A 26098-nucleotide genomic window follows, 5' to 3' on the forward strand; every position below is an offset into this window, starting at 1 on the left:
GGTGCCGTCGGCCATATGCTGCCAGATTTCCAAAGAGGATGCGTGCGTTCTTTCGCGATTGCGTGCCGAAAGCTGAAATGTTTCAGTTGAATCTTGCGTTGCTGCGCGGCTTTCGAGCAAATCGTATCGGTCTGCTCGTTTAGCGTTGGCGGCAGAGGGTGGCCATCGGCGCGTGGCGCTCTGGTTGCGGAAATCTTGCAGGGGCATGGAATTGAAGCCGTCCGGAAGCTTGAAAATCGATACCTTCTCGATGCGGATTGGCGACATCGAAGACGTCGAACTGGATCGTTTGCACGCGCTCTCGCTCTCCGTGGGATGGCCGCATCGCGCCGAGGATTGGCAATTCGTGCGTGAATCGGGGCAGGGGTTGGTGGCGCTCGATGAGATCGGCCGGGTTCTCGGCTCGGCCATGTGGTTCGCGCATGGTGCCGATTTCGCCACCGTGGGCATGGTCATCACCTCACCGCGACTCCAGACGCTGGGGGCGGGGCAATGGTTGATGAAGCGGGTCTTCGACAAGGTCGTCGGCCGCGACTTGCGCCTCAACGCAACGCGCGCGGCAAGGCGGCTCTATCTCTCGCTCGACTTCCAGCCGGAGAAGACCGTTTATCAATGCCAGGGCATCGTCCGTGCGCAGACGACAGTTGGGCAGGAAAATACCCGCGGCGAAGTCCGGAGTTTAGTCGAAAATGATATTCCCGCCGTGATCGCGCTCGACGCGGCAGGGTTTGGCGTGAGGCGGGCGGCGCTCATCGAGAAGCTTTTGGCACACTCGGCCGGCTATGGTCTTTTCAAGGGCGATAAGCTGAACGCATTCGCGCTCTGCCGGCCGTTCGGACGGGGCCATGTCGTGGGGCCGGTCGTGGCGGAAAGCGACGCCGACGCCGTGGCGATCGTCCGGCCGCACGTGGCCGACCGTGCGGGGTCTTTCCTGCGTATCGACACCCACATGGACAATGGCGAGTTCGCTGCCTTTCTGTCGCACAGCGGAATGCCAGTTTTCGACACGGTGCTCACCATGTCGCTGGGCAAACACCTCTCCGATTTTGGCATCGACGGCGCAGTTGCACCGGTGACCTATGCCCTCGCCAGTCAAACTCTTGGGTAATTCAGTCTCCCCCGAACCGTGCACTTAGGGACTCGTGTCCAGCGAACGGCGAGTGCTACAGGGAGCCGCTCATCGTATAAACCGAGCCAAAGGCGAGCGGTCACTGACGAGTTTGGAGAGGGCGGGCAGGAGCTAATGCACCAAGCCGGTTGATACCGCCGGATCAGGAAAACCGACTGGGCCCGTGCACCTCGAGTGCGAGCTTACGATTGGGCCTGAGCCGCGCGAATGGCATTGTGGCAGCGACACATGAATGGCCGCACCTACAGGTCGGATATATGGCCGCACGAATCAGGAACTGCAAAAGCCGAACAACCCCTAGCCAACGGAGAGCCGTACGTCAGACTACAATTGGCCATCGACTGGGGTTCCTAGAAGCTTTTCGAACTTTCTGTCTTGCGGCTGCCGTCGAGATGCGCGCGCTTCTGAAGGAGGTCGGGGTGTCTGGATCCGCTGTGGTGCAACCTTGATCCAAGCATCTATGGGGGTTCGAGTCGGTAGAGCGCTACCGCCAATACAGCGCTGCAACCGAGTTCGTCTGTTGAATGCGGCGCTCAAATATACGTACTGGGTTTGGGTGCCCCTCCAGGACGTGGCGAACAGCTTCATGTTGCTTCCGGCTCGCATCGCACTGATCATTGACCGATCTTTAGCGGCGTTCTGAAGCCAGGCCTGTTATCTTGCGTGAACATTGAGAAGCGCTGGTCTGCGATCACGACATTGATATCCGACCCTGGCTTGAGCCGATACCCCATGATTGCCTCGGGCTGTTCCTCGACCGGTGTGCGCGAGACCGTTACAAAATTTTCGCCATGATCGACACGGGCCGGCAGTTTGGAAACGGGGACACTCAAGACATAGCACCTTGTCGTGTCGGCACGATAAGAATAGACGCCCCAAGCGCCGTGCCCCGAGAGGAGTCTTGGGGCAGCCTGCACCCAAGTGGAAGAAACCAGCAAACATGCGATCATCGCTCCAACTGATTTGATGCCCATTGTTCCTCCAGCTTGCAGCGCCATAGTGTCCCCGAGGCTTTTCGCCTAGCAAATTCGGCTTCCGGCTCTTCCAGGGTTCGTGACTGCCGTCAGCTTGCCGTCCTAACGATTCACAAACTGGTGAGTGGAAGGCTCCGGCCCGCAACAGGCAGCACGTTGTTCATAAGATAGGGGGCGCTCAACAATCCGTCCTCTGGAATGCTTGCCTGTGATCGTCCGCTAGCCACTCGACCCGTGCGGGTCGCTTCAAAGCACCTCGCCGGGATAGACACCCCACATACTGATCTGCCTGATGAAGCCGGATTTGGGACCCAGTGCAACAGCACACCATCGTCCGTCGCATCGGGTCAGTTTTACCCGCACGCCAGGCTGCAGCCAGGCAACAACCGAACTGCCAGTGGACGGTTTGTCGCGCAGCGCAACGTTGTCCTTGGCCCAGGGCTCGACAACGGCCGCCCTGCGGGCTGACAGGAGCGATTCATGAATCCATCCGCTGGTTTCGTCCCAGTCTCTGACCCGTCGCCAATTGTCATACTGTTGGTAGATTTCCAGCGGCATCCCCGGGCGCAGAAGGATCCATTCAACTTGATACCCCATGCCAGGCCCGACACGAAGGTTGGCTGATGACGCTCTAAGCGTGGCAAAGCGAGGCAGAACGAGAAGATTAGCCTTGGAGCGGAGACCAGTCGCCGTCGCGGATCCTGCGAGCGATGCAGCTATCAGAATGAACCGAGCGAGAGAGATAGACCAGTGATGCCCGGCCTTGCTGAGGACGTTCGGGCCGAGATTCACCGTCGACTTCATGCAATCTGCCACGGAATGTGGAACGGCAATCTCGCATAGCAACAAACGAGAGCGTTGATTGCCGGACGCCGTCCTATGCTCTGTAGAGGCCAACTGAGGTTCGAGGCGAGCTGGATTTCAATGCCGTGAGAAGATGCAGGATCCGTCTTTCCAGGTAGTGTCCAGATCGGCCACCGCAGTTCAAGCCACCGTTGAATTCAGATCAGGTTTACGGGTTGCGACATGCGCCCGTTGAGGTTCTCGCCAGCAGACGACGTATGGCATCATCCCTTCGTCTGATCCTCAGACACGGTGCTCATCGGAATCGCGTCCAACGCGACCAGTTTTTCCGCGCACAGATCAGCGGCGCCCGGTGCATCCTTTTTTATTCCAGCGAATTTGACCCAGCCACCGTCGGTAATGAAACCGTCCCTCTGATAGGAAGACGTTTCCTTCAGCTTGGCCAGATTTTGGCTCGCGTCGGACGCCGTGATAAACTTTTGGACACAGAGATTGGCGGCCAGTTCTGCCCTGGCTTTTATGGCTGAGGTCTTGGCCATTTCCGCCGCAGTTCCTGCCAGGGTCCAGCCGCCGGCAGTGAATCCGACGATGATGGTGAGGACCATCGCGCCTACCACTGACCAGAACCAGAGCGTCTTGGAAGGCCGATATTCTTCGAATTGTTGCGACATTTCTGGTCCTCCGTCTTGTTTGTTCTCTGTGGACTGGGATCCAAGCCAACCCGCCCAGGTCGTCAAAAGCTTACTGCTGGCTGTCCAGCAGGTGGAGGGGCGGGGCATCTCACCGGCAGAGCTTCCGATTTGTCTGATGCACAATATACTTAGTATGGGCGGAATCTATTCCACGCCGGTCGCAAGTTTCTGAAGGCAAGATGCTGGCTGCTCATTTTATCAGCCTCCTGATCTCTTCCTGTGGCGTTGCGCTACAGACGGAAACTTCGAAGGGAGCCCGATGTCGCCGACTCGGGGTCGGGGCGAGAACCGCAATCGGCACAGCGGTAGCTATGCGCAGCAAGGGCCGGTCTACCACCTTGGCGTCAACCGGCCGCTGAACTGTCGATGTGCTTGCCCCCAAGTTTGGCTTCTCCGGGTTTCGCCGTCACCAGTACCCTCTTCGACACACTCTGTCCGACAGGGGCGGAGGAGCTCACATCTCGCCCACGGCTGTGCCGTCACCGTTGGCCACCATCGCCGCAATTTCCCGGCAGGCATCCAAGTCGCTTGCTTGACCGAGCGCCTCCAGAGGAGCGCGAACGCGCAGCCATACGGCGTCCCCGGTCCGTTGGGCCAGAACCGCCTTCACCGCTGGCACGACGGGCAGCTTCAGGAGCTTGCCAAGCAGGTCGTCGATCAAGGGATCGTCCTCACCGCGCACGAGTTTCGCCAGCAGGGCCGGTGCGAAATTGGCCACCCCGCTGATCGCGCCGCTGGCGCCCTGCCTGACCGCTCTCGCCAGATGGCCTTCATGGCCGACGAGTACAGCGAGGTCGCGATGCTCGGCAAGCAGCGCCGCCGTCTGCTCCCAGTCGCCGCTGGAGTCCTTGACCCCGGCGATGGCCTGCGGAAAGGCGACGCGCAGGCGCGCGACCAGTTTCGGGCCGATCCGGACGCCGGTAAGGGCCGGGATGTTGTAGAGGATGACGTCGCGGGCGGCCGCGCCGGAGCGCTCCAGCACCTCGCTGATCCAGCGATAGCTGCCTTCCTCCGTTGGCTGCTTGAAATAGAAGGGGGGCGTCAGCAGGATGCCGCCGCAACCAGCCTCAAGTGATCGCCGGACGTGGTCGCCTGCGTCCTGTGACGACGGCCCGTAGACACATTCGATCAGCCTGTCGGCGTGGATGCCGGCCGCGGCCGTTCTCTCGTAGAGGGTCGCACGGACCGTGGCCGAAATCGACACGCCTTCGCCGGTCGTGCCGAAGGCGGTCACCACCCGCATACCTTGTGCCAGCAAGTGTCCAGCGTGTGCGACGAAGCGGGGCCAGTCGATTGCGCCACTTTGCTCAAACGGTGTTGTCAGCGCCGCGCTGAGGCCGATCTTCTTGCGCATGGGATGGTCATCGGACACAGGTACTATCCTTAATTAGTTGGCGGGATTTCGAGGAGCATTCGGCGTAAGGATAAGAGATCGGCCGGCGCCCGCCCGGTGAAGATACGGAAGGCTTCGATGCCTTGGTGGAAGAACAGCTCGAAACCGCTGAGTACCTTGACGCCCGCCGCTTCGGCTTGTTGCTTGAAGATCGTGTCGACGGGTGTGTAGACGGCATCGAACGCCCAGCGCTGCTTTCCCAGCAATTGCGGCCGCACCGGAGAGCCCGGATGTCCGTGCATGCCGAGCGGCGTGCAATTGACAATGCCTTCCGCGCCGCCTATCGCCGCATCGACGTCAACGCGTGAGGACGTCGCGACGGCGCCTTTCGAGGCGGTCGCGATCGCGGCGGCAAGCGAGTGAGCCTTCTCGGCATCGCTGTCGACGACGGTCAGGGCCTCGGCGCCGAGCGCCAGCAGCCCGAAGGCCACGGCCTTGCCGACACCGCCTGCTCCGATCAGGCCGACGCTGCCCGGCGCCATGTCGCCAAAAGCCTCGCGGTAGGCGGCTATGAAACCGGTATGGTCGGTGTTGTAGCCGCTTGAGCCCTGCGGTCCGAACACCACTGTGTTGACCGAACCTATACGTCTGGTCAGGTCGTCGTGTATGAGCAGCCTGGAGGCCACGATCTCCTTGTACGGATAGGTGACGTTCACGCCGCGAAGGCCGTCGTCGCGGCAGGCGTCGAACACGGCGTCGAAGTCCTTACCCATCTCGCGCGGGATGAAGAGGTCGTAGCTGACGTCCAGGCCGCTGAGGCGGCCGGCGAGACGATGCAGGTCCGGCGAACGCGAGCGCTTTATGTTGTCGCCGATCAACCCAAGCCTGACCGCGTCGGTCAGGCCGGCACATCGGCGATCGTGCGGAGCCGTGCTCATCCCTGGTATCCGAACTGCCTTGGCAGCCACAGGACGATTTCCGGAAACAGCATCATCAGCAGCAGCGCAACGACCAGCACGCCGATGAACAGCCAGATCTCGCTGATAATTTCGCGCAGCGGAATGCGCGTCGTCGCATTGATGACGAACAGCACGACCCCATAAGGTGGTGTAATCAGCCCGATCATGGTGTTGACCACCACCACGACGCCGAAATGCACGAGGTCGATCCCAAGCAGCCGGCAGGTCGGAATGAACAGCGGTACGATCACCAGGATGATCGTCGATGCGTCGAGCAGACAGCCAAGCAGCAGCAGCAGCACGTTGACCATGAACAGGAAAGCGAGCGGGGATATGTGCAGTCCCTGCAGCGAGGCTGCCATGTGGGCTGGAATGTTTTCGCTGGCGACGATGTAATTGAAGATCAGGGCGCCGCCGATGACCAGGCCAACGGCGGCGGACGAGCGTGCACTTTCAGAAAGGATGGCATAAAGCTTCCGCCAGCTCAGCGCACGATAAAAGACAGCGGCCAGTACCAGCGCATAGGCGGCCGCGACGGCGGCCGCTTCGGTCGGCGTGGTCGCGCCGCCATAGATGCCGTAGAGCAGGATGACCGGCATAAGCAGCGCCGGCAATGCATTGAGAGTCACCTTCGGCAAGGCTCGCAGAGGCACGGCTTCCTCGACCGCGAAATCGCGCTTGCGGGCGACCCACGCGTTGAGGCCCATCAGCACCGCGCCCATCAGCAGGCCAGGCAGGATGCCGCCGAGGAACAGGAAACCGATAGAGGCATCCGATACCAGCGCGTACATCACCATCGGAATCGACGGCGGGATGATCGGCCCAATGGTTGACGCGGCGGCGGTGATAGCGGCGGCGTAGCCGCGCGGATAACGACCGTCCCTGGTCATCATTTCGATGATGATCTTGCCCAGCCCGGCGGCGTCGGCCACGGCCGAGCCGGACATGCCTGAAAAGATCACGTTGGCGACGACATTGACGTGCCCGAGCCCGCCTCGCATCCGGCCCACGATCGCCATGCAAAACCGCAGCAGCCGCTCGCTGATCGTGCCGGCGTTCATGATGTTGGCGGCGACGATGAACAGCGGCACGGCCAGGATAATGAAGCCGTCATAGAGCCCCTGGATGATCTGCTCGGCGGCAAGCCCCAGATCCTGACCCTTGACAGCAAGGTAGACGATCGCCGCGACGATCATGGAATAGGCGACTGGCGTGCCAATTCCAGCTAGGACGAACAGCGCCAGCAGGCAAAGAGAGAAGGCGGCGGTCACAGCGGCGTCGCCTCCTCATGCGGCTCGGGCGCGCCGCCGCGAGCAAGTTGCCATACGCGCAGCGCGTAGCGCACGATCACCGCGACGGCGAATAGCCCATAGACGCTGAACACGACGTCGAGCCGGATGCGCAGCGTGGCACTTTTCTTGATCTTATAGAAGGCGATGTAGTCATATGTTGCCGGCAGCGCCGCTAGGAATCCAGCGATGATCGCCGCCGCCGAAATCAGCGCGAAAACGCGCTGGGTTCGGCGGCTGGCAATCAGGTAGAACAGGTCGAACGTGACGTGGTCGCGCTCGGTGAGCACGAATGCCGAACTCCAGAACACCAACCACAGCCAGGTCGTCAGACACACTTCCAGTGTCCATCCGAGCGGGTCGTTGATCACGTAGCGCGTGAATATCTGCAGGATGAAGGCGATGAACATGGCGGCGAGAAGCGCCACCGCCACGTTATCGGCCCGCGCCTGCAACCAGCGGATGGTTGCGGACATCGGTCTTTCCGGCTCAGAGGGCGTTGATCTTGTCGACCATGCCTTGCGGCCAGTCCTTAGCGAAGTCGGAGTCCAGATAGGCCTTCTGCACATGTTTGCGGAACGCGTCGACGTCGGGCGTGTAGACTTTCAAACCCTTGTCCTTGAAGAACTGCTCGAGTTCGGATTCCAGCTTCAGCTGCTTCTGCCGTCCGGACTCGGCTGCGTCGTCCGCCGCCTTCTGCACCGCCGCCTGCCGATCCGGTGCCAGCCCATCCCAGACCTTCTTGGAAAAGGCGAGGTAGTTCAGGTCCACGAGGTGGCTGGTCAAGCAAATCTGCTTGGTGACCTCGTAGAATTTGGAATCCTTGTCGGATGGCAGGGGATTGTCCTGCCCATCGATCGCGCCGGTCTGCAAGGCTGTGTAGATTTCGGTAAACGCCACTGGCACCGGATTGGCGCCCAGCGCCTTGCCAAGAAATTGCCAGGCATCGGTTCCGGGCATTCTGAGCTTAACGCCGGCCAAATCGTCCGGCGTCTTGATTTCCTTTTCGATGCGAAGGTTCAATTGGCGGCGGCCGAGATACATCACCGTCAACAGCTTGACACCGAGTTCATCCTCCACCTTTTTCTTCATCGGATCCATGAAGTCAGCCGCGAAAACCTTTTTTTGGTGCTCGGCGTCACGATGCAGATAGCCGGCGGTGAAGATCCCCCATTCGGGATAAAGCGAGGCGAGTTCCTGCGCCGAGGTGATCGACATTTCCAGATTGCCACGGGCAATTGCTTCCAGTTCGGTGCCTTGCTTGAACAGTTCGGCGTTCCAGTGCGGCTCAAACGTGGCGAAGGCGCGCACCGCTGGGGCGAACACGCTGGTCAGCGCCACCGCGCGCTGATCGCCCGGTGTTGCCGGTGACGATAGCCTCAGTGTGATCTTGTCGTCCGCCAGGGCGTCGCCTACCCGTGAACCACACATGGCGCCAGCAACGGCGAAAGCGGTTGTGCGGAGAAATCTGCGGCGATCGAAAGTGGCAGTGGTCATGCTTTTCCTCCCTGAACTGCATGTCGGGCGACGTTGTGCCCAGCAATCGAGCATCGCACGACAGCCTTCCTCGTTCAACCCACGTAGCGGAGGACGCCAGATATTCGCCATTTTGTATGACGATCCTCTGGCGCCCGCGGGGGTAGCAGTCTCCCGCACCGCCAGTAGGCCTGACAGCACTCGCCCAGCGTGAGCAGCTTCAAGGTTCTCAGGAGGGTCGCGACAGCATGACAGACGTATGGCATTTCGAGAAATTCATGATATTCCTGCCAAATGCTTATGAACGCTTCCGACGCGACGATATCGGATACCGCCTATCGGCAGATACGGGCCGACATAATTTTTGGCCGCCTGGTTCCCGGCGAGAAGCTCAAGCTCGAAAGGCTGAAGGGCCTCTACGGAGCCAGCGTCTCAACCCTGCGGGAAATACTCAACCGTTTGGCCTCCGATGGGCTCGTGGTGGCAGAAGGACAGCGGGGCTTCGAAGTCGCGCCGGTCTCACCAGAGGATCTGAAGGAAATCGCGGCGCTGCGGCAACTGCTTGAATGCCACGCAATGGAATTGTCCTTCGGCGCCGGGGATGTGGAATGGGAGGGTAAGGTGGTTTCGGCCCACCACAAACTGCATCAGATGGAAATCAGGATGATCGGTGGAGACCGGTCGGTAACCAAGGACTGGAAACGCTACGACTGGGAGTTCCACCAATCGCTGATTTCCGCCTGCGGGTCTCGTGCGCTCATGGAAACGCATGCCGCGGTTTTTGACAAATATTTGCGGTATCAGATGATATCGCTGACCTTTCGTGGGCAAATCGCGGCCGACGAACACAGACAGTTGCTGGAGGCAGCGTTGGCCCGCGACGTGGCGACGGCGCAGATGGTGCTGCGCCGGCATGTCGAGGCGGGCGTCAAGCATGGTTTGACCGCCTGAGCGCAATGCTTTGCGGCAGCCACACCGCGGCTCATCCCGTTGGTCGTCCGCAGAGATCGGCGCATCTATAATCGCGGTCTCATGTACGCGCCATATCTTCCGGTGCGACCTATGTGTAGGCCCGCTACAGATTGCCTCGCGCCTGTTCGCACGGCATCGCCGACGAGCAAATTTCCAGCACCGAACAATAATGCTCCGCAATATGATCTGTGAACACGGGTCAGAGCCACCCCGAGTGGTGCCTACCCTCGGAACTCTTCAACGGGATAGCGAGGTGGCGGCACAGGACGATCGAGCACGCCTGAAATCTTCGAAAAATGCGGCGCACCAAACGCACCAAAGTGCAATCTTGGCGGATGCTCTCCTCGGGCTAAGGCTCCTTAGAAACTCGTTCTTCTCCCGCAGCTCACGAGGACGTCGACGATTTCCCGGCGAAGGTCAAAGTCGCTGGGACCAGTCGGATGCGTCCGCCTGCACGAACAGGTAAATGCCGATGGCCAGCAACATCGCCAGCATTATCCAGATTATCAGTTTCGAGATGTTCACAGGCGTCAGATAATAGGAATGGCGCCGCGGCAGCAATTCACATTTCGAGGCTTGGAGCATTTGAGGGATCAGATTGCACGATCGCGTTATCGCTCTTGATCGGCCTCTTTTTTTAGCGTTCCCTGATGCGTTGTGACGAGATCGATATTCGAAACGATATTCGCTGTCGCTGCTGGGGTCGCCCTGTCGACTGCACTCGGCTATCTCGCCTATGCTTGGCCGGGCGATGCCGTGCCCATGCTGGAATGGCTCGCCAGTCCGTTTACATTCAGCACCCTTCTGTGGGCCGCGCTCGGGGCAATGTTCGGGCTCAGCGCCTTGCAATTCCAGCGAGGCCGGACAGGTGTCAGCCGCAAAATGCGGCGCGACGAGCGGGAAACACCATAGCGGACAGGAGCCTGCTGGAGATGCGGAGACGCCGGTGAACAGCACGCGCCTATCGCGCTGCGAAACATGGTCACCGGGTGCCCTCGAAAGTTCTGCGCTTGTGTAGCTGAGGGTGCGCGAAGGGCGGTGAAAGCGCAAACCACGGGAATCTGACGACGTGGGTGAGAGCGAGAACCAAGCCTCGCCCGACCCTCGGCCCAACGACACGCCGGTTCTCGAGATCTCGTATTTCACGGATCCGCTGTGCTGTTGGAGCTGGGGCTTCGAGCCTCAATTGAGACGCTTACGCTACGGCTTCGCCGGTCGGATTGCTTTGCGATTGCGTTTGGGCGGCATGATCGGTAGCTGGGATAGTTCAGTGATCCACTCAACGACGTTCACCGTCCGGCGCAGATGGGTCCGATCTGGATCCAGGCGGCTCGCATTACTGGCATGCTATTCGAGCCGACGATATGGGCTCGCGATCCGCCAGCCTCTTCGTGGCCTTCCTGTCTCGCGGTCAAGGCAGCGGGTCTCCAGTCGGCCGCCGCCGCCGACGTCTATCTGCGCCGCATTCGCGAGGCTGTGATGGTTGAAGGGCGGAACATCGCGAAAGAAGAAGTGCTGGCCGACATCGCACATGAGCTTGCCGAAGCACGTCCTGATCTGCTCGACCCCAAGCGGCTCGAGTTGGACGTCACCGGAGCCGAGGCGCGAGCCGCGCTCGAGGAGGATGTGCGCGAAGCCAGATTCTGAGGCGCCGGCAGATTTCCCTGCCTCAGCCTCAGTCGGCCGGGAGCGGATCGCGCCTGGATAGTCGGCTGGCTGCCTTGGGATGAATTGCTCGCGAGATTGCTCACCTATGCCCCGGATCTCGGGCCGGCGCGGGAGCCCCCCAATGCTAAAGCGTATGCACTTTATTGGGGTGGGATGACGCCCCGGGAAGCTGAGGGCGCCACAGGCAATCCAGACGGCACGATGGCCAGCAAAGCTGCGTTTCCCTAGCACGCGCTGCGCGTTCCGCCGCTCGCGTCGAGCTTCCGCCGCTCACGCGATGGTGAAGCCGCGGCTGGAACATACCGGCTGAGCTCGGGTTAGCGACATGCTTCGTGCCGCAAGACGCCCCCGAGAGCGATCGCTTAAGAAACGTCGCAGGAACGTTCATGAAAACCCAGCAACTGCCGAACATCAATCATCGCGGCCCGCTCATCGTCATCGCGGCGGCGGCCCTGGCGTGCGCAATCGCGTTCTACTACTTCGCCACCCCGCTCACTGGAGTAACGGGAACCCCAGGAGCGATGCTTGTGCTCGTTGCCAGCCTGGCGCTTGCGCTGGATGGCCTCGTGTTGCGCTTCAAAGGAAGTGGTGTCGTCTTCACTCTGGCCTGGATCTTGGGCCTTCTAGGAGCACTCGGCACGTTCGCTGCCGCCATCTTTCTCCATGCTTGGTGGCTCGTGGCGGCAGTTGCCGTCGTGCTGGCCGGGCTGTTGATCACCCTGGGTTGCCGTCAGACCAACATTCAGGATCCGTCCCGATGAGAACTGCCATCTTCCGCTCGAGCCTGGCATTTGCCGTCTCCCTGTTGCTGGGGCTGGGCACACATTCCGTCTCTGCCCAGAATGACAACAATTCACCCGCGTCACAACCGGGCGGCATACCGGATGCCGGTAGACGCCCGAACGACACGAGCGGAGGCACCAGCCCTTCGGCCGGGGGAGCAGGCTCGCCGGAGGAGGCGACAACAGCCCCGCTCCCTGCACCCAAGCCAATCCCGCTGATCCCGCCGCAGCCGACCTGGAACAGCTTTCACGGCCAGCTCAATGGCCAGAAGTACTCGCCGCTCACACAGATTACCGCGGACAACGTCGGTTCGCTCCGCAAAGTATGGGAGTTGCACACTGGCGATATGTCAGACGGATCGGGCGCATTGCCACCGTCGGTCTGGTCCGCAACCCCCATTTTCGCCAATGACACCCTTTATATCGGGACCCCCTTCTACGGGGTGCTGGCGCTCGATCCGGGCACAGGGGCGATCAAATGGAAATTCGAGTCCAAATCCACTCTCAAGGCCTTGACACAGCCAGCCTTGAAGAACCGTGGCGTTGCTTACTGGCAGAGCAAGAATCCCGTGGCGGGCGAGGGCTGTCAGAAGATCATCTATCTGGGCACCATGGATGCGCATCTCTTTGCGCTCGATGCCAATACCGGACAGCTCTGCAAGAAATTTGGCTCGGGTGGCGTGTTGGATGTGAACCAGTGGAACGACGTCAACGCCAAGTACCCGCTTTCGCTGTTGCAGCCGCCCACCGTGGCGGGCAACCACGTCATCATCGGCTGGGCTGGCAAGGATTGGGCCTATGCCGAGGCTCCTCCTGGGACGGTGTTCTCGTTGGATCCTCAGACGGGCGTGCGACAGTGGTCGTTTTCGGCGCTGCCGGCGCAGATCGCAAAACGGACCGGGACCGCAAATGTCTGGACGGCAATGTCCGTGGACGAAGGGCTCGGGCTCGTGTACCTGCCGGTCTCCAGCCCGTCGCCAAATTACTGGGGCGGCAATCGTGCCGACCCGATACCGCTTGCGACGTCCACCACCGCACTAGATCTGGAAACCGGCAAGGTCGTCTGGTCACGACAGTGGGTCCATCACGACATCTGGGATTACGACATCAACTCGGCGCCTACGCTTATGGACATCAGCGTGGCGGGCAAACAAATTCCTGCCCTCATGCAGGCGACGAAGATGGGCTTTCTGTTCGTCGTCGACCGGCGCACCGGAAAAGACGTCTGGCCGATCGATGAACGCCCTGTACCGGGCGGCGACGGCAGCGTCCAAGGGGAAGTCTACGCTCCCACGCAGCCGTTCCCGACCAAACCCGCACCGCTGCTGGACCAGTCCAAAAAGCCACCCATCTGGCGAATAGCTGATGTCGTCGGTCTGGGCGAGTGCTCCCGCTTATGGGACAACCTCTCCTATCGTGGCATGTATAGCCCGCCGACACACAAGGGCGAGGGCGTGCTGGCCTACCCGGATTCGGCGGGCGGAGTGCAATGGGGCGGGGTCGGTTTCGATCCAAGCACCCAAACGGTGGTGGTCAACTTCTCGCATGTCGTCCAATCCATCAAGCTCTATCCGCGCGATGAATACCAACGGCTCGCCGGCGATTCCGGCAATGAGCAGGGCTACTATCCGCAAGAGGGCGCACCGTACGGCATGTCGCTGCACAACGCTCTCAACTGGCTTGGCATGCCGTGCTGGGCACCCCCCTTCGGAGAAATCGCCGCCATCGACATGACCACCGGCGACGTCAAATGGCGGCGGCCGATGGGAGCATCGCAGAAGTGGGGCTTCTATATGCCTGAATCCCTCGGCTCGGTGACGATCGGTGGCCCCGCCGTGACGGCGGGTGGCTTGATATTCATCGGGGGTTCGATGGACGCGAAGGTGCGCGCCTATTCTCTCGCGAACGGACAGGAACTGTGGTCCGACATCGTCCAGGCGCCCGCGGTGGCCAATCCTGCGGTGTACGAGTACCGCGGCCGCGAGTACGTGGTGTTCGTGGCCGGCGGGAACACCATTCTGAAGGACCAGGTCGGCGATCAGGTTGCCGCTTATGCCCTTCCCGGGCCGTGATGTCCAACGCCACCACCGGTAAAGCTCTGGTCGCAGGTCCGGTCGCTGCCGCTGTGACTGTCTTGCTCCGGATGCACCATCGGCCACATCCAGGAAGCTGCGAAGGCATACTTCGAATGAGAGTTGGGAATTGCCAAAGCGCAAAGGCGTCCTCGTGCATGCGAGGCAAGGGCGAAGTCCAAGGGGGCACCTGGCAAAGGGATCGCGCTGCACCGGTCATCGCACGAGCCGTGGCCACTCTGTCGGTCGCCTCCACGGTTCTGACCGGGTGTTCGGGAGGCGTGTTCGATCCGCAGGGACCGATCGCGGCCGGCAACACAAAGATCCTGCTCAATTCGCTGGCCGTAATGCTGGTCATCGTGATTCCTACATTGGTAGCGCTGCTCCTTTTCGCCTGGAAATACCGAGCCACAAACAGTCAGCCGCCATCCGCCGTATGGCAGGCGACGCAATCGCCGGCTGCCGCCAGATGGCGCCCGCGCTCCTGCCTGGCGAAGTCCCCGATCTGCGCCTGGGCGAAGGGGCCGGGAAGAACCAACCACCCGCCGATCAGGGCGGTGGTTGCAGCCAGGGCGAGGAGCGTTTGCTTCGTCATGTCTGCACCAGAGGACCTGGTCGCTTGAGATACTGATTGCGGATCGCGTCCGCTGCCCAAAGCGCAAGTGCGCTCACTGTCTCGGTTGGTATCCGCTGTTGTGCGGAAAGGCGCTGGCGCCGACCACGAACAGGTTAGGCACGTCCCAGTGCTGCAGATACCGGTTGACGACGCTTTCCTGAGGAGTGGCGCCCATGATGGCGCCACCTGCGTTGTGGGTCGACTGATAGGGCTCGATGTCATAATGCGGCCCCCGCGGCGACTTTTTGATCTCGCGCGGCTTCATCGCCTTTGCAATGTCGACCATCTTGGCCATGGTGAAATCCTGCATCCTCAATTCGTTCTGCTTGAAGTCGTAGTCATGCGCATCAGGGGTCGGCCGTAGACGTCGCGATACCTTGGATCAAGATCCAGGTGGTTGGCCGCGTTCGGCATGACCGCACCCATCAACGAAACCGACATGGAGGTCAGATAGTTCTCGATGAAAGCCTTTTTCACTTGGCACTCCATTTTGGGGTGCCTTCCGGCAGGAACTCGGTCTCGATCGGCCGGCCCGTGGTCACGTAGCCGGGTCGGCGGGCTGTTCGTATTCGTTCCCGTGCATGTCGACGTAGGTGACGCCCGTGGCGTGTTTGCGCGAGCTGTCGAGATTGATGGCAGTGACCTCGCTTTCGGTGCGAAGACCAAAGTTGCCGCAGCCGAACTTTTCACAGAACCCGCAATAGGTGCAGGGCGCCAGACTGACACCGAGCGGGTTGGTATAGGCCTGTGACATGTTGGCGGAAGGGCATGGGAACGGATGCAGCCCGATTGAGCCTGCCGCTTCTGCAAACAACGTCGGCCCATAGGTCTGCTTCATCGGCGGCGTGGGATAGGATTTGGAACGCCGTCCCTCGAAGGGGTTCCCGCCCGATTTTTTCTGTCCGTTTACGTTGCCGGCCTGACCGGCGATCCCGCACAGTTCTTCCCACCGGGTATAGTACGGCTCGAGCTCGTCATAGATGACGCCCTTGCAGCGTCATATCCTGCGGAACCATGCCTTCGCCAAAGCGTGCGATCGTCTGGCTGCGGATCTCGAAGTCATAAGGCAGGAAGCGCCAGGCCTGACCATTCCAGTGTAGGATCGAACCTCCGACGCCGGTTCCGGGTAAGAATGAACCCAGGCGACGCATCGGCAGCGCCCTCTGGTCGGACGTATTGCGGAACGTCAGCGTCTCCTGGGCGGTCAGTTCGAACAGATGACCGCGGTAGCGATAGCGCAGCTCGTCCTGGATGAAGGTTGGGGCAAAATCCGTGCTGGTTTCCCGCAAACTGCCACGTTCGATCGCAAGGACTTCGAGGCCAGCCTCGGTCAGTTCGTGTCCCATGATGGCCCCGGTCCAGCCGAATCCGACCAGCACGACATCAACCGAAGGAAGCTTCTGAGCCACGGTGCCTATCCCTTGCTGTCCCAAGCGGGCCGGCCGCGAATACCGACAGGGGGCTGATCGTAGCGGTCCCCGTGGCGGTCGACCCACTCGAGATAATGTAACGCGCACCCGGAAAGCCGAGCATCTTCCAGCCGGCCATGTCCTTGTTGCCGCCATAGATGGGATCGCTGAACATGCCCTCCTTGGTGTTCAGCCACAGCATTTTAAAGAATGTCTTGGCGTCGACGCCGCCGAGATCAACCTTACCCTTCTCAAGATCAGACAGGAGTGCCGCGAAACGCTCACCCCCTTGCGAAGCGACTGCATGCTGGTCAATCGCAGTGATCGCTGCGCGGTAGAGCGCCGAAGGCGTCATGCGCGATTGGTAGCCCTGCGTGTCCTCGCCCTTGTCCCAGGGGCCTTGCATGTACCAGCTGCCGGCGCGCCCATACGCGCCAGCGAGCTGATGGTCGATGAACAGCGGCACACCACAGGCGCGACACCCGGGCCGAGAGGATCATCGGGGATCAGCCTTTCGGTCGCGGCCTCGACAAAGGCGACCTCATCGGCGGTGAAGAATTTATAGTCAGCCGCCTCGAGCGGGTTTGGCGCGTCCGCCTGATGTGGCAGCCACCTGTCACCGTCGCCGCCTTTGACGTCTCGCGCCGAAGCCGCCCCAATCGTGGCCGATGCTGTGACCGTCGCACCTGCCGTGAGAAACCTACGGCGGCTCAACAAGTTCGGCTTCATGGCGGAGATCCAGCAGCTGCGGGCTTATTTGATCCGCGCCCTCTTCATCCCGAAATGTTCCGCTTCTGACGCGTTTGTAATCGGGAACATAGTGGCGCGGCGTATCGGCTAGGGCGCATCCGGATCTGCTCTGGTCACATCTCCCTTCAAACTACGCGAACTTCTTCGCACCGGCGGTTCCACTGGGGCCTCATAGCCCTAGTTGTCCTGATTAGACCTTACCTGAGGCCGCCATGAACGATCTTCCAATCCTCACCCTGGGGATGATCCTGCTCACCGCTTCTTTGGTGGCGATGATCTTCAGACGGCTGCAACTTCCTTACAGCGTCGGGCTAGTTGCGGCAGGTATAGCCCTTGGCTTCATGCCCGGCGTTGTCGAACTTCCCCTCAGTCGGGATTTGATCTTCACGGTCTTTTTGCCGCCGCTGATATTCCAGGCGGCACTTGCGATTGAATGGCGTCATTTTCGCCTCAACCTGCCGGTCACGATTCTGCTCGCTTTTCCCGGGGTCGCAATTGCCGCCGCAGTGGTTGCGGCTGGCATGCATTTGCTGCTCGGATGGACTTGGATCGGATCGGGGCTGTTCGGCGTGCTGATAGCGGCGACGGATCCGGTGTCGGTCATCGCAGCCTTCAAGGAAATGAAGGTTCAACCCCGCCTGGCTCTGCTTGTCGAATCGGAAAGTCTGCTCAACGACGGCGCAGCCGCAGTTGGCTTCGGCATCTTGGCCGCGATCGCGGCAGGCACCGAGGCGACGCCCCTGAACGTTGCTGGATCGCTGGTGTGGACTGTCGCGGGTGGGATTGCCTCCGGTGCGGCAGTGGCAGCTCTGCTCCTTCTGATCGCCGGCCGGACCGAAGACCATCTTGTTGAAATAACCCTGACGACCATCGCGGCCTACGGTTCGTTTCTGCTTGCGGAGGACCTTGGCATGTCGGGCGTGCTGGCTACTCTCACCGCAGGCTTGATTGTCGGCAACGTCGGCTGGAAAGGCGCTATTTCCGCCAATGCCAGAAGTCACGTTCTGGCGTTCTGGGAGTACGCGGCCTTCCTGGCAAATTCGATCGTGTTCATCCTGATCGGCGGCCATGAAGCCCATCAGCCGTTTGGGATATTCGCAGGCACCTCGGCGGTCGCCGTCATCCTCGTGCTGGTTGGTCGGACCTTGGCCATTTATCCTTTCTGTGCCCTCCTTGCTGCGACGCCCCTGAAGGTGGATGCCAGCTACCAGCACATTTTGGTCTGGGGCGGTCTGCGCGGCGCCCTCGCTCTGGCCCTGGCGCTCGCACTTCCTGAAAACGTCGCCGAGCGCAGTCAAATTATCGTTGTCGCATTCGCAGTCGTTGCCTTTTCCATCTTTGTCCAAGGCTTGACCATGCCGTGGCTCATCAGACGAATGGGTCTGACCGCCGAAAGCGCGGGCAGCCGGTGAACAAGTCGACGGCGGTGTGGGGTTCTCGGCTGTTGAAGGCGCTGTGCTGTCACCAGGACTGAAAAGAGTTGCCGCTCGGTTGCGTCCGGGCTGCACCGGGCGTGCGGGCGCATGCTTGTCCACCAGACCGCCATGCACCGTTTTGCGAAGCGAGCGCAGCGCCCTGTTGAGCGTGAAGCACAACAATCAAGGGTGACGCGTTCAACCAGCGCAGCGACCGGTCCCAAGCTGATCCGTCACGCCGAGCGCGACGGATGTCGTGTGGGCCTGACGAGCTCTCCCTACTGCGCAGCTGCTCGCAGAGGCTGCTTGTGAGGGTCTGCCGGGGGCAATGGCGCTGCGTGGTCCCGGTTGCGGGACCTAATTCCAGTCGCGCCTGCGGTCGCGGACGACCAGGAAGACCAGATCGCGGCAGCTAAACACCAATGTAGCGTTGCAAGAGGTCGGGCTGCGCCTTGATCTCCGCGGCAGGGCCTTCGTGGACGATATGACCGTTGTTGATGATGTAGACGCGCTTTGCCAACGACAGCGTTGCAGCCAGGTTCTGTTCGACCAGAACGAGGGTGTGGCCGGCCTCGGCCAGCTCGCGGCAGGTGCGAACGAGATTCTGTACGATGACAGGTGCAAGGCCCTCGAATGGCTCGTCGAGCAGGACGATTTTCGGGTCGCGAACAAGAGCGCGGGCGATCGCCAGCATCTGCTGTTCGCCGCCCGAAAGATCGGTACCCCGGCTGCCGCGGCGCTCTTTCAGCCGTGGGAACATCTCGTAGATGCGCTCGAGCGGCCATCTGTTGTCGGCGGTCAATCCAGCCAGGATGATGTTGTCTTCAACGGTCAAGCTGCCGAAGATCCGGCGATCCTCGTGGACCAGCTGCATTCCGCGTCGAGCTATGCTGTGTGCCTTCTTGCCGGCCAGTTCCTCACCATCGAGCTTTATACTGCCCGTACGCGGGCTCACAACACCCATCAGGCTCTTGAGCGTCGTCGACTTGCCGGCGCCGTTCCTGCCAAGAAGCGCGATCACCTCGTGCTTTTCAACACGCAACGACACGTCGAATAGAATGTGGCTGTCGCCGTAGTAGCTGTTCAGCCCGGCGACCTCGAGCAGGCTCATGCTACCTCCTCGTGGATCCCGCCGAGATACGCTTCCTGCACCTTTGCATTGGCCTTGATCTCCTCTGGCGTCCCTTCCACGAGGACGCGGCCCTCCTGCAGCACGGTCACCCTTTCGACCAGTTCGAACAGCGAATCCATGTCGTGGTCGATGATGATCATCGTGCGGCCGCGCCCGATCGACTTCAGCAGCGCAACCGTCTCAATGCGCTCTCGTGGGCTCATCCCGGCAAGTGGCTCGTCCAGCAGCAGCAGGCTGGGCGAGGTTGCCAGCGCCAAGCCAATCTCGAGCCGGCGTTTCTCGCCATAGGCAAGTTCGGACACTGGGGTCTCGGCCCGCTGCGTGAGGCTGACCAGCGCCAGCGTACGATCGACCTGCACTTGGAGACCTGGGATTTTGTCGATGTTACGGAACAGGTCGAGCCTGAATCTGCCGCGAAGCTCGCCCAAGGCGGCGATCCTAAGGTTATCCCTAACCGTCAGCCGATCAAAGAGCTGGTTGATCTGGTAGCTCTTCGCCAGCCCGAGCTGGCACACATCCGCTACGCCCAAAGCGGTGATGTCACGGCCCTGGAACAGGATCCTGCCAGATGTCGGCGCCACCTCTCTGGTGAGCATCTTGAAGAAAGTGCTCTTGCCGGCTCCATTTGGCCCGATGATGCCCCGCACCTCACCTTGCTCAACGCTGAAATTGATGTCGCTGTTGGCCAACAACCCGCCGTAGCGCTTACTCAAACCAATGGCCCGAAGGACCGGTCCGGCCGCGGAGTCTGTGGGGCGGTGTATTGTCGGCATCAGCTCCGCGGGGGAGGTGGAGGTAGAGTGGTTGCCCGCGGGGACTGCGCCTGACACCTGAGCCGGCCGCACGGCTTTTTTCCCCCCTGTGCCCAATTCATAGACGTCGATGATAGCGCCAACGATGCCTCGCCTGAGAAAGCAGACGAGCAGCACGAACACGATGCCAAGCACCAGCTTCCAGATCGCGCCAAGATGTAGCGTGTTCTGGAAATAGTCGCTCAGAAAGAGCCACACCGTGGCACCGACCAACGGGCCGAACAGGGTTCCAGCGCCGCCTATTGCGGTCTGCATGACGAGCTGGCCGGAGGTGTCGAACATGAAGGCTTCGGGCGGCATGAAGCCTTGCATGACGCCGAGCAAACCGCCGGCGAAGCCGGCATAGACCGCGGCGATTACGAAAGCGGCATGTTTGTAGCTGTGGATGTCGTGGCCCAGCGCCGCGGCGCGTAGCGGGTTGTCGCGGATCGCCGAGAGGATCGCCCCGACGGGCGAGCGCACGATGCGCAACGCGATCATCAGGCCAACGAAATACCAGATGGCCAGAAAGATATACATCGTCCAATCGGTATTGAATTCGAGTGTGGTGAAGCCAAGGTTGAAACTCGGGGTCGGCACGCCGGGCAGGCCATTTTCGCCGCCGGTGTAGGCCGACAGCGGATTGAATTCCACGAAGAAGAACACCTCCGAAATCGCCACCGTGATCATCGCGAAATAGATGCCTGTTCGCTTCAGCGCGACCAGTCCGACCAGGTAACCGACGACGCCCGCCACGGTGGCACCGATGCAGACGGACGCCAGCACGTGGGGAAAGTCCATCCCGGTCATCAGGTAGGCCGCGAACATGCCCCCTGTGCCGAAAAAAGCGGACTGGCCGAAAGAAAGGAGCCCGGTGTAACCGAAGAGAATGTCGAACCCCAATCCGAACAAGCCCCAGATCAGAATGCGGTTGATGGTCGCCGGCGCAAAGCCGAGATGCGGCAGGACGAAGGGAGCAACGACCAGCGCCATCGCCGTCAGCACCTCGACCAGAAACGGATTCTTGCTGTTCATAGGCACACCGGTCACTCACGGCCCGCCGTGCCGAACAGCCCATACGGGCGCAGCACCAGGACGAGAGTCATTGCCACAAAAAGCATGACATAGGCGTATCCCGGGTTGAACATTGAGGTGATGGAGATGATCTCGCCGGCGATCAGGCCGCCAACCACGGCGCCTGGGAACGACCCTACGCCGCCGATGACGACGACAACGAAGGTCTGCACCAGGATCGACTCCCCGACGTCCGGCGCGATCGACACCACTGGCGCGTTTACAATGCCGGCAAAACCGGCCGCCATCGCCCCGATGCCGAACACCAGCGTGAAGATCTTGTAGACGTCGATCCCAAGCGAGCTGACCATTACAGCGTCCTCAATACCGGCGCGCACGATCATGCCGATGCGGGTGCGGTAGAGCACGAAGTAGAGCGCGAGCAGCGCAACGGTGACGATAGCCAGCAAGGCCAGGCGATATGTCGGATACATCATGAAACCGAGTGGCGTGATGCCGACCAGCGGTCCAGGCGGAGGCACGGACTTGGACAGGCCGCCGAAGAAGAAGCGCACCGCCTCGACGAAGACGATGCCCAGGCCGAAGGTCACCAGTAGCTGATCCTCATAGGGTCGGGAATAGAAATGCCTGATGATGAGTTTCTCCATAAGGAGGCCGACCAGCATGACAAAAAGCGAACCGGCGACCACCGCGACGACATAGGAGCCGGTATAATCGTAAGCGACGTAACCGGCATAACCGCCCAGCATGAACATCGCGCCATGTGCCAAGTTGAGCACGCCGAGCGTCCCGTAGATAATGGTGAGGCCGGAGGAAATAAGGGCCAGGAGCGCTCCCAACACCAATCCATTGAAGCATTGCGATATGAAATTGGCCCAGTTGATCACGCTGCCGCCCGCCGTCTGAGGTTAAGGAATAGTCCGTGCCGTCGTTGCCAGGACGAGCAATTGACAACCTAGACGTTGTTCGTCCGGATTTCACGAATAGATCGCGGGCTTGCACTAGCGCTGCTGCAGGGATGCGACTCGCCCAGCCTTCTCCGTGCTTCGTGCTCGCAAGAGCCGTCAGGCTACCTCAGGTGTAGTCCCCGAGTTGACAGCCGAAGGCATCGGGCTTCTGCATCAGACCTTCGCCGGGCACGATCTCGACGACGTGCCAGAAATCCTCCTCATTCTTCATGTCCTTGGCGGCCTTGCCGCGAACGATGACGACGGGACGAATGAGCTGGTGATCCTCTGCGCGGAACTTCACGTCGCCGACCATCGATGGGAAGGTCTCGCCCTTCTCGTACTGCTTGATCACGTCCGGTGGATAGAAAGTTCCTGCTTCCGAGACCATGCGTGCCCAGATAGCGAATTGCATGTAGCCGTTCTCGGCGCCCCATTCGGGCCGGTAATTGTACTTCTTCTGGAAAGCATCGACGAAAGCCTTGGCCAAGGGGTACTGGTCTTCCATCGTCCACCAGAAATCGGTGGCCGCAAACACGCCTTCAGTCAGCTCCGCCCCGACTTCCTTGGCCAGGAATGGGATTTGGTACGGAATCACCATCTTCATGTTCGGCGTCAGGCCGAACTGCTTGGCCTGTTGGACCGACAGCACGGCGTCGCGGCCCCAGTTGACGTTGACGATGAACTCGGCGCCGGAATTGGCAATGTTGGTAAGATACTGGCTGAAGTCCTGGGTTCCGAGCGGCGACACCTGGTTCGTCACCATCTGCCAGCCGCCCTGCGATGTCAGATAGTCGTTGACGGATTTGGTGACGGTGTGGCCGTAGGTGTAGTCGGGCGTCATGAACGCGGCCTTCTTGCCCTTTCCGAAATTCTTCAGCAGCACCGGACCGATGGCGTTCGCGCACGTCTCGCCATAGACGCACTGGCGGAAGGAGTAACGCGCGCAGTCCTTGCCAGTGGTGTCATTCGAGCCGGAGATGGCCACGAGGTACAGGATCTTTTCGCGCTGGGCGAATTTGTTGAGTGCGACGGCCACCGCCGAGGACGTGGAGCCCGTCATGGCGACGATCTTCTTGTCGTTGATGAAAGTCTGCTGTTCCTGCACGGCGTTGTTCGGTTTGGCGGCTGAGTCGGCGACGACCAGTTCCACCTTCTTGCCCAGTACCCCTTTCTCGATCTTAGGCGCGATCTGTTTGAGCAGATCGTTGCCTTCGTTGATGTGCTCGATCGCCAGCTGCATGCCCTTGAGTTCATCCTCGCCCTGTACCGCATAGGCGCCCGTGCGCGGGATAGAAGCGCCGATATAGACGGTGTCGCCCTGCGAACCTACCGGCCAAGTGCCGAGCGCGGGCTTGTCGTCGGCGGCAAAGGCCGGGCGTAGAAATGAAGCTGGCAGTATAATGCTGCCGGCAACGCCGGCGCCGGCCTGCAGCATGGTGCGCCGGGACAGGCCGGCCGATTTATGGTCATTGAATTGCATTGCATGTTCCTCCCTTGGCCAAGCGCTTCTGGAGCACTCGTTGCTGCCCGGGCTCGGGCAGAAATCGGATCGCATTGGCATTCGCAACCGCACGAGAGGTTCGGTCAATGCAACTTTGGTTGGATGATTTGGATTAATGATCTAGATTAACAAGCCACCGCAAATTGCTTCGGCAGATGGAACTCTCACCGCGCGGACGTGGAATGCCCCTAAACGGTCACGCAGTGATGGCCAGACTGACGCAGGCCATGAAACTTCGGGCAGCTGACCTCGCCAGTCTTGAAGCCCTCTTCGAGCGAGACGTTACCGTCGGGAAGCGAGAGGAACTCGTCATCCACGGCTCGCCCTTCCGCAGCTTGTGCTTTGTCAAAGACGGATATGCAATTCGCTACAGGGTGCTGCGAAGCGGAAGGCGTCAAATCCTCAAGCTCATCCTCCCGGGTGACGTCATCGGATTTCCGGTCAGCTTTTTCGATCGATCCACCTATACCGTCGTGGCGCTCACCGAAATGACCTGCACGGTCTGTTCGCTCGAATCCTATATCCTCCTGTGCTACGAGCAACCGCAATTCGGACTTGTTCTGAGTTGGCTTGCCGCGCAGGAAGCAGCAGGCTATGCCGAGCATATCGTCAACATTGGCCGGCGCAGGCCGATAGAGCGCTTGGCCCACCTCCTGCTCGAACTTCATGAGCGCCTTTCGCAGGTCGGACGCGCCACCGAAACACGCTTTGATCTCCCGTTCTCGCAGGAGATCATGGCCGACGCCCTCGGGCTGAGTGTGCCGCATCTCAATCGCGTCATGCAGCAGTTGCGCGTGCAACGACTGATTACGACCGACGCACGTCGCATCGAATTGACGGACGCCACCGCTCTGCAAAGCCTAGCCCAGTATGAACCGCTAGGCCTCGCCCCGATCGCCCTGCCGGATCGTCTGAGCTAAGTGCTGGCTGCCGGGGCAAGTCGCCAGCCATGTAGACACGCGTGGGCCGCAGCTGGATTCAATAGCTGCCTGCGCCGTCTCGGTATGGCTATCAACCACAGCTACCTCCCCAATAGCTAAGGTTGTAATTTGCGCCTTTCGGAAGCGAGCATCAAAGGGATTCAACGTACGGTTTGATACGAAGGGACGGGGCGGTTATTCGGCAGGAACGCCAGGAATGGCGTCGTGAACTTCCGTAACGATGTAGCCTTTCGGCTCGCCAGCCAAATACTGAACGTGAACGTCAACGACAAAGGTGCTTGTCATCGAGTTTGCATCTCTGGTGATCTGGCCCTTGAGGTCGGTAATGGAGGACTTCCGAACCCAGACCGGTAGCGCTTTGTCCGAGATTGAAGGGATAACGCATTTGTCGCCAGTGCGACCTTTCTCTTTGTCGGGGCTGCGATTGGCTTTGTCCATGAACAGCATCACTTCGCGCTTGATCTGGTGATCCGTTGTCCCAGCGACAGTCCGGCCGTGCCGTAGCGCTGGGCTACTCTTTGACCGCGCCGGTCATTGACGACACATAATGCTCTACGAAGAAGGAATAAAGGATCACCACCGGCAGCGAGCCGATCAGAGCGCCGGCCATCAGCGAACCCCATTCGTAGACGTCGGAGCGGACGAGCTCGGTCAGCACGCCCACAGGCACGGTTTTGTTCTCGGACGACTGGATGAAGGTGAGGGCATAGATGAACTCATTCCACGACAGCGTGAAGGCGAAGATACCCGCCGAGATCAGCCCTGGCACCGACAGCGGCAGCACGATCTTGGTCAGCACTTGCCAGCGGCTGGCGCCATCGATGAGGGCGCACTCCTCCAGTTCGAAGGGAATGGAGCGGAAATAGCCCATCAGCAACCAGGTGCAGAAGGGCACCAGGAAAGTCGGATAAGTCAGGATCAGGGCGAAGGGTGTGTCATAAAGCCCGAGATTAAACACCATCACCGACAGCGGAATGAACAGAATGGATGGCGGGACGAGATAGGCGAGGAACACGGCCAGCCCGACCTGGCGCGAGCCGGAAAAGCGCAGTCGCTCGATCGCATACGCAGCCAACACCGCGGCGATGAGCGAAAGCACGGTAGCGGCGACCGAGATGATGGTGGTGTTGAGCAGCCAGCCCGGATAGGAGGTCTCGAACAGCAGGTAGCGGATGTTCTGCAAGGTCGGGTGAACCACCCAGAACGGGCTCGATGTATCGTAGCTGGTCATTTCCGCGTTGGGTTTGATTGCGGTGATCGTCATCCAGTAGAAGGGGAAGAGCAGCACGATAACGAAGATCGCCAATGGAAGGTAGACGGTCACCACGCGCCGCGGCATGCTTTGCAGGTAGGTCATGCCACCGTCGTCGCCGCTGGCGGGACTCGGTTTGCGGTCGATCAGCGCCAT

General features: G+C 60.6%; 26 protein-coding genes and 1 pseudogene. 7 read left to right on the plus strand and 20 right to left on the minus strand.

The annotated features are described in order from the left end of the window. Positions 1 to 205: 205 nt before the first annotated feature. Positions 206 to 1108 (plus strand): GNAT family N-acetyltransferase, encoded by a 903-nt coding sequence (locus tag FJ948_RS20615; RefSeq protein WP_140707594.1) that lies wholly within the window; start codon positions 206 to 208, stop codon positions 1106 to 1108. Positions 1109 to 1743: 635 nt separating this feature from the next. On the opposite strand, the gene FJ948_RS20625 is transcribed toward FJ948_RS20615, so the two are convergent. The 8 genes from FJ948_RS20625 to FJ948_RS20660 all read right to left on the minus strand — a co-directional run bounded on the left by FJ948_RS20625 (position 1744) and on the right by FJ948_RS20660 (position 8677). Continuing rightward, positions 1744 to 2103 (minus strand): hypothetical protein, encoded by a 360-nt coding sequence (locus FJ948_RS20625; RefSeq protein ID WP_140707596.1) that lies wholly within the window; start codon positions 2101 to 2103, stop codon positions 1744 to 1746. A gap of 246 nt (positions 2104 to 2349) precedes the next feature. Further along, positions 2350 to 2907, minus strand: coding sequence for an SH3 domain-containing protein (locus FJ948_RS20630; protein WP_140707598.1), 558 nt, complete (start codon positions 2905 to 2907; stop codon positions 2350 to 2352). Between the two features lie 263 nt (positions 2908 to 3170). Beyond that, on the minus strand, positions 3171 to 3578 hold the full coding sequence (locus FJ948_RS20635; protein ID WP_140707600.1) for a hypothetical protein: 408 nt from the start codon (positions 3576 to 3578) through the stop codon (positions 3171 to 3173). 475 nt (positions 3579 to 4053) lie between these two features. Continuing rightward, positions 4054 to 4953 carry a dihydrodipicolinate synthase family protein gene (locus FJ948_RS20640; protein ID WP_224542464.1) on the minus strand — a complete coding sequence of 300 codons (900 nt, stop codon included), beginning with the start codon at positions 4951 to 4953 and terminating at the stop codon, positions 4054 to 4056. Between the two features lie 29 nt (positions 4954 to 4982). After that, positions 4983 to 5870 (minus strand): NAD(P)-binding domain-containing protein, encoded by an 888-nt coding sequence (locus FJ948_RS20645; RefSeq protein WP_140707604.1) that lies wholly within the window; start codon positions 5868 to 5870, stop codon positions 4983 to 4985. Further along, entirely contained in the window at positions 5867 to 7162 is a 1296-nt protein-coding gene (locus FJ948_RS20650) for a TRAP transporter large permease (RefSeq protein ID WP_140707606.1), read from the minus strand. The genes FJ948_RS20645 and FJ948_RS20650 overlap by 4 nt, the downstream gene beginning before the upstream one ends. After that, positions 7159 to 7656, minus strand: coding sequence for a TRAP transporter small permease subunit (locus FJ948_RS20655; RefSeq protein ID WP_140707608.1), 498 nt, complete (start codon positions 7654 to 7656; stop codon positions 7159 to 7161). Before FJ948_RS20655 ends, FJ948_RS20650 begins: the two co-directional genes overlap by 4 nt. Before the next feature lie 13 nt (positions 7657 to 7669). Continuing rightward, positions 7670 to 8677 carry a sialic acid TRAP transporter substrate-binding protein SiaP gene (locus FJ948_RS20660; protein ID WP_140707884.1) on the minus strand — a complete coding sequence of 336 codons (1008 nt, stop codon included), beginning with the start codon at positions 8675 to 8677 and terminating at the stop codon, positions 7670 to 7672. 273 nt (positions 8678 to 8950) lie between these two features. Here FJ948_RS20660 and FJ948_RS20665 point away from each other — a divergent pair, with 273 nt between their 5' ends. Further along, a complete protein-coding gene (locus FJ948_RS20665; protein WP_140707610.1) occupies positions 8951 to 9607 on the plus strand; it encodes a GntR family transcriptional regulator in 657 nt (218 codons plus the stop codon). Between the two features lie 438 nt (positions 9608 to 10045). On the opposite strand, the gene FJ948_RS20670 is transcribed toward FJ948_RS20665, so the two are convergent. Next, positions 10046 to 10585, minus strand: coding sequence for a hypothetical protein (locus FJ948_RS20670; protein WP_140707612.1), 540 nt, complete (start codon positions 10583 to 10585; stop codon positions 10046 to 10048). A gap of 348 nt (positions 10586 to 10933) precedes the next feature. Here FJ948_RS20670 and FJ948_RS20675 point away from each other — a divergent pair, with 348 nt between their 5' ends. The 3 genes from FJ948_RS20675 to FJ948_RS20685 all read left to right on the plus strand — a co-directional run bounded on the left by FJ948_RS20675 (position 10934) and on the right by FJ948_RS20685 (position 14150). After that, positions 10934 to 11275 carry a DsbA family protein gene (locus FJ948_RS20675; protein ID WP_140707614.1) on the plus strand — a complete coding sequence of 114 codons (342 nt, stop codon included), beginning with the start codon at positions 10934 to 10936 and terminating at the stop codon, positions 11273 to 11275. Between the two features lie 407 nt (positions 11276 to 11682). After that, positions 11683 to 12057 carry a hypothetical protein gene (locus FJ948_RS20680; protein ID WP_140707616.1) on the plus strand — a complete coding sequence of 125 codons (375 nt, stop codon included), beginning with the start codon at positions 11683 to 11685 and terminating at the stop codon, positions 12055 to 12057. Further along, positions 12054 to 14150, plus strand: coding sequence for a pyrroloquinoline quinone-dependent dehydrogenase (locus FJ948_RS20685; RefSeq protein WP_140707618.1), 2097 nt, complete (start codon positions 12054 to 12056; stop codon positions 14148 to 14150). The genes FJ948_RS20680 and FJ948_RS20685 overlap by 4 nt, the downstream gene beginning before the upstream one ends. A 418-nt stretch (positions 14151 to 14568) precedes the next feature. On the opposite strand, the gene FJ948_RS30315 is transcribed toward FJ948_RS20685, so the two are convergent. From FJ948_RS30315 to FJ948_RS20700, 5 genes and pseudogenes are all read right to left on the minus strand, one after another. Further along, positions 14569 to 14745 carry a hypothetical protein gene (locus tag FJ948_RS30315; protein WP_181173758.1) on the minus strand — a complete coding sequence of 59 codons (177 nt, stop codon included), beginning with the start codon at positions 14743 to 14745 and terminating at the stop codon, positions 14569 to 14571. A gap of 73 nt (positions 14746 to 14818) precedes the next feature. Beyond that, complete coding sequence (locus FJ948_RS31005; RefSeq protein WP_348643002.1) at positions 14819 to 15061, minus strand: GMC oxidoreductase; 243 nt, start codon at positions 15059 to 15061, stop codon at positions 14819 to 14821. Between the two features lie 243 nt (positions 15062 to 15304). After that, positions 15305 to 15604 carry a hypothetical protein gene (locus FJ948_RS31010; protein ID WP_348643003.1) on the minus strand — a complete coding sequence of 100 codons (300 nt, stop codon included), beginning with the start codon at positions 15602 to 15604 and terminating at the stop codon, positions 15305 to 15307. Positions 15605 to 15740: 136 nt separating this feature from the next. Next, positions 15741 to 16175 (minus strand): hypothetical protein, encoded by a 435-nt coding sequence (locus FJ948_RS31015; RefSeq protein WP_348643004.1) that lies wholly within the window; start codon positions 16173 to 16175, stop codon positions 15741 to 15743. After that, a pseudogene (locus FJ948_RS20700) lies at positions 16150 to 16650 on the minus strand (gluconate 2-dehydrogenase subunit 3 family protein); the annotation flags it as partial. The gene FJ948_RS31015 and the pseudogene FJ948_RS20700, both read right to left, overlap by 26 nt. Positions 16651 to 17137: 487 nt before the next feature. On the opposite strand from FJ948_RS20700, the gene FJ948_RS20705 reads away from it, so the two are divergent. Then, positions 17138 to 18337, plus strand: a complete 1200-nt coding sequence (locus FJ948_RS20705; protein ID WP_140707622.1) for a cation:proton antiporter — start codon at positions 17138 to 17140, stop codon at positions 18335 to 18337. Between the two features lie 415 nt (positions 18338 to 18752). Here FJ948_RS20705 and FJ948_RS20710 read toward each other — a convergent pair whose 3' ends face one another. The 4 genes from FJ948_RS20710 to FJ948_RS20725 form a co-directional block, all read right to left on the minus strand. Continuing rightward, positions 18753 to 19451 (minus strand): ABC transporter ATP-binding protein, encoded by a 699-nt coding sequence (locus tag FJ948_RS20710; RefSeq protein ID WP_140707624.1) that lies wholly within the window; start codon positions 19449 to 19451, stop codon positions 18753 to 18755. After that, the gene (locus tag FJ948_RS20715) at positions 19448 to 21298 is read right to left on the minus strand and encodes a branched-chain amino acid ABC transporter ATP-binding protein/permease (RefSeq protein ID WP_140707626.1); all 1851 of its coding nucleotides are present in this window, start codon (positions 21296 to 21298) and stop codon (positions 19448 to 19450) included. The genes FJ948_RS20710 and FJ948_RS20715 overlap by 4 nt, the downstream gene beginning before the upstream one ends. 11 nt (positions 21299 to 21309) lie before the next feature. After that, the gene (locus FJ948_RS20720; protein ID WP_140707628.1) at positions 21310 to 22185 is read right to left on the minus strand and encodes a branched-chain amino acid ABC transporter permease; all 876 of its coding nucleotides are present in this window, start codon (positions 22183 to 22185) and stop codon (positions 21310 to 21312) included. Positions 22186 to 22372: 187 nt separating this feature from the next. After that, complete coding sequence (locus FJ948_RS20725) at positions 22373 to 23728, minus strand: substrate-binding protein (RefSeq protein WP_140707630.1); 1356 nt, start codon at positions 23726 to 23728, stop codon at positions 22373 to 22375. Between the two features lie 227 nt (positions 23729 to 23955). Between FJ948_RS20725 and FJ948_RS20730 the strand changes: the two genes are divergently transcribed. After that, positions 23956 to 24669, plus strand: a complete 714-nt coding sequence (locus FJ948_RS20730) for a Crp/Fnr family transcriptional regulator (RefSeq protein ID WP_181173743.1) — start codon at positions 23956 to 23958, stop codon at positions 24667 to 24669. Between the two features lie 195 nt (positions 24670 to 24864). Here FJ948_RS20730 and FJ948_RS20735 read toward each other — a convergent pair whose 3' ends face one another. Both FJ948_RS20735 and FJ948_RS20740 read right to left on the minus strand, forming a co-directional pair. After that, positions 24865 to 25128, minus strand: coding sequence for a hypothetical protein (locus FJ948_RS20735; protein ID WP_140707634.1), 264 nt, complete (start codon positions 25126 to 25128; stop codon positions 24865 to 24867). Positions 25129 to 25201: 73 nt separating this feature from the next. Then, on the minus strand, positions 25202 to 26098 hold the full coding sequence (locus FJ948_RS20740; protein WP_140707636.1) for a carbohydrate ABC transporter permease: 897 nt from the start codon (positions 26096 to 26098) through the stop codon (positions 25202 to 25204).

Origin of the sequence: Mesorhizobium sp. B2-3-12, from assembly GCF_006442205.1 — a bacterium.
Classification (GTDB): Bacteria; Pseudomonadota; Alphaproteobacteria; order Rhizobiales; family Rhizobiaceae; genus Mesorhizobium.

Excerpts from the sequence above, each read along its gene's own strand:
- FJ948_RS20715 (WP_140707626.1), bottom strand. The coding sequence starts at position 21,298 with ATGAACAGCAAGAATCCGTTTCTGGTCGAGGTGCTGACGGCGATGGCG.
- FJ948_RS20730 (WP_181173743.1), top strand. The coding sequence starts at position 23,956 with ATGGCCAGACTGACGCAGGCCATGAAACTTCGGGCAGCTGACCTCGCC.
- FJ948_RS20625 (WP_140707596.1), bottom strand. The coding sequence starts at position 2,103 with ATGGGCATCAAATCAGTTGGAGCGATGATCGCATGTTTGCTGGTTTCT.
- FJ948_RS20705 (WP_140707622.1), top strand. The coding sequence starts at position 17,138 with ATGAACGATCTTCCAATCCTCACCCTGGGGATGATCCTGCTCACCGCT.
- FJ948_RS30315 (WP_181173758.1), bottom strand. The coding sequence starts at position 14,745 with ATGACGAAGCAAACGCTCCTCGCCCTGGCTGCAACCACCGCCCTGATC.
- FJ948_RS20640 (WP_224542464.1), bottom strand. The coding sequence starts at position 4,953 with ATGCGCAAGAAGATCGGCCTCAGCGCGGCGCTGACAACACCGTTTGAG.
- FJ948_RS20630 (WP_140707598.1), bottom strand. The coding sequence starts at position 2,907 with ATGAAGTCGACGGTGAATCTCGGCCCGAACGTCCTCAGCAAGGCCGGG.
- FJ948_RS20680 (WP_140707616.1), top strand. The coding sequence starts at position 11,683 with ATGAAAACCCAGCAACTGCCGAACATCAATCATCGCGGCCCGCTCATC.
- FJ948_RS20615 (WP_140707594.1), top strand. The coding sequence starts at position 206 with ATGGAATTGAAGCCGTCCGGAAGCTTGAAAATCGATACCTTCTCGATG.
- FJ948_RS20660 (WP_140707884.1), bottom strand. The coding sequence starts at position 8,677 with ATGACCACTGCCACTTTCGATCGCCGCAGATTTCTCCGCACAACCGCT.
- FJ948_RS20675 (WP_140707614.1), top strand. The coding sequence starts at position 10,934 with ATGGGTCCGATCTGGATCCAGGCGGCTCGCATTACTGGCATGCTATTC.
- FJ948_RS20635 (WP_140707600.1), bottom strand. The coding sequence starts at position 3,578 with ATGTCGCAACAATTCGAAGAATATCGGCCTTCCAAGACGCTCTGGTTC.
- FJ948_RS20735 (WP_140707634.1), bottom strand. The coding sequence starts at position 25,128 with ATGGACAAAGCCAATCGCAGCCCCGACAAAGAGAAAGGTCGCACTGGC.
- FJ948_RS20710 (WP_140707624.1), bottom strand. The coding sequence starts at position 19,451 with ATGAGCCTGCTCGAGGTCGCCGGGCTGAACAGCTACTACGGCGACAGC.
- FJ948_RS20725 (WP_140707630.1), bottom strand. The coding sequence starts at position 23,728 with ATGCAATTCAATGACCATAAATCGGCCGGCCTGTCCCGGCGCACCATG.
- FJ948_RS20740 (WP_140707636.1), bottom strand. The coding sequence starts at position 26,098 with ATGGCGCTGATCGACCGCAAACCGAGTCCCGCCAGCGGCGACGACGGT.
- FJ948_RS20645 (WP_140707604.1), bottom strand. The coding sequence starts at position 5,870 with ATGAGCACGGCTCCGCACGATCGCCGATGTGCCGGCCTGACCGACGCG.
- FJ948_RS20665 (WP_140707610.1), top strand. The coding sequence starts at position 8,951 with ATGCTTATGAACGCTTCCGACGCGACGATATCGGATACCGCCTATCGG.
- FJ948_RS31005 (WP_348643002.1), bottom strand. The coding sequence starts at position 15,061 with ATGGCCAAGATGGTCGACATTGCAAAGGCGATGAAGCCGCGCGAGATC.
- FJ948_RS31010 (WP_348643003.1), bottom strand. The coding sequence starts at position 15,604 with ATGAAGCAGACCTATGGGCCGACGTTGTTTGCAGAAGCGGCAGGCTCA.
- FJ948_RS20655 (WP_140707608.1), bottom strand. The coding sequence starts at position 7,656 with ATGTCCGCAACCATCCGCTGGTTGCAGGCGCGGGCCGATAACGTGGCG.
- FJ948_RS20685 (WP_140707618.1), top strand. The coding sequence starts at position 12,054 with ATGAGAACTGCCATCTTCCGCTCGAGCCTGGCATTTGCCGTCTCCCTG.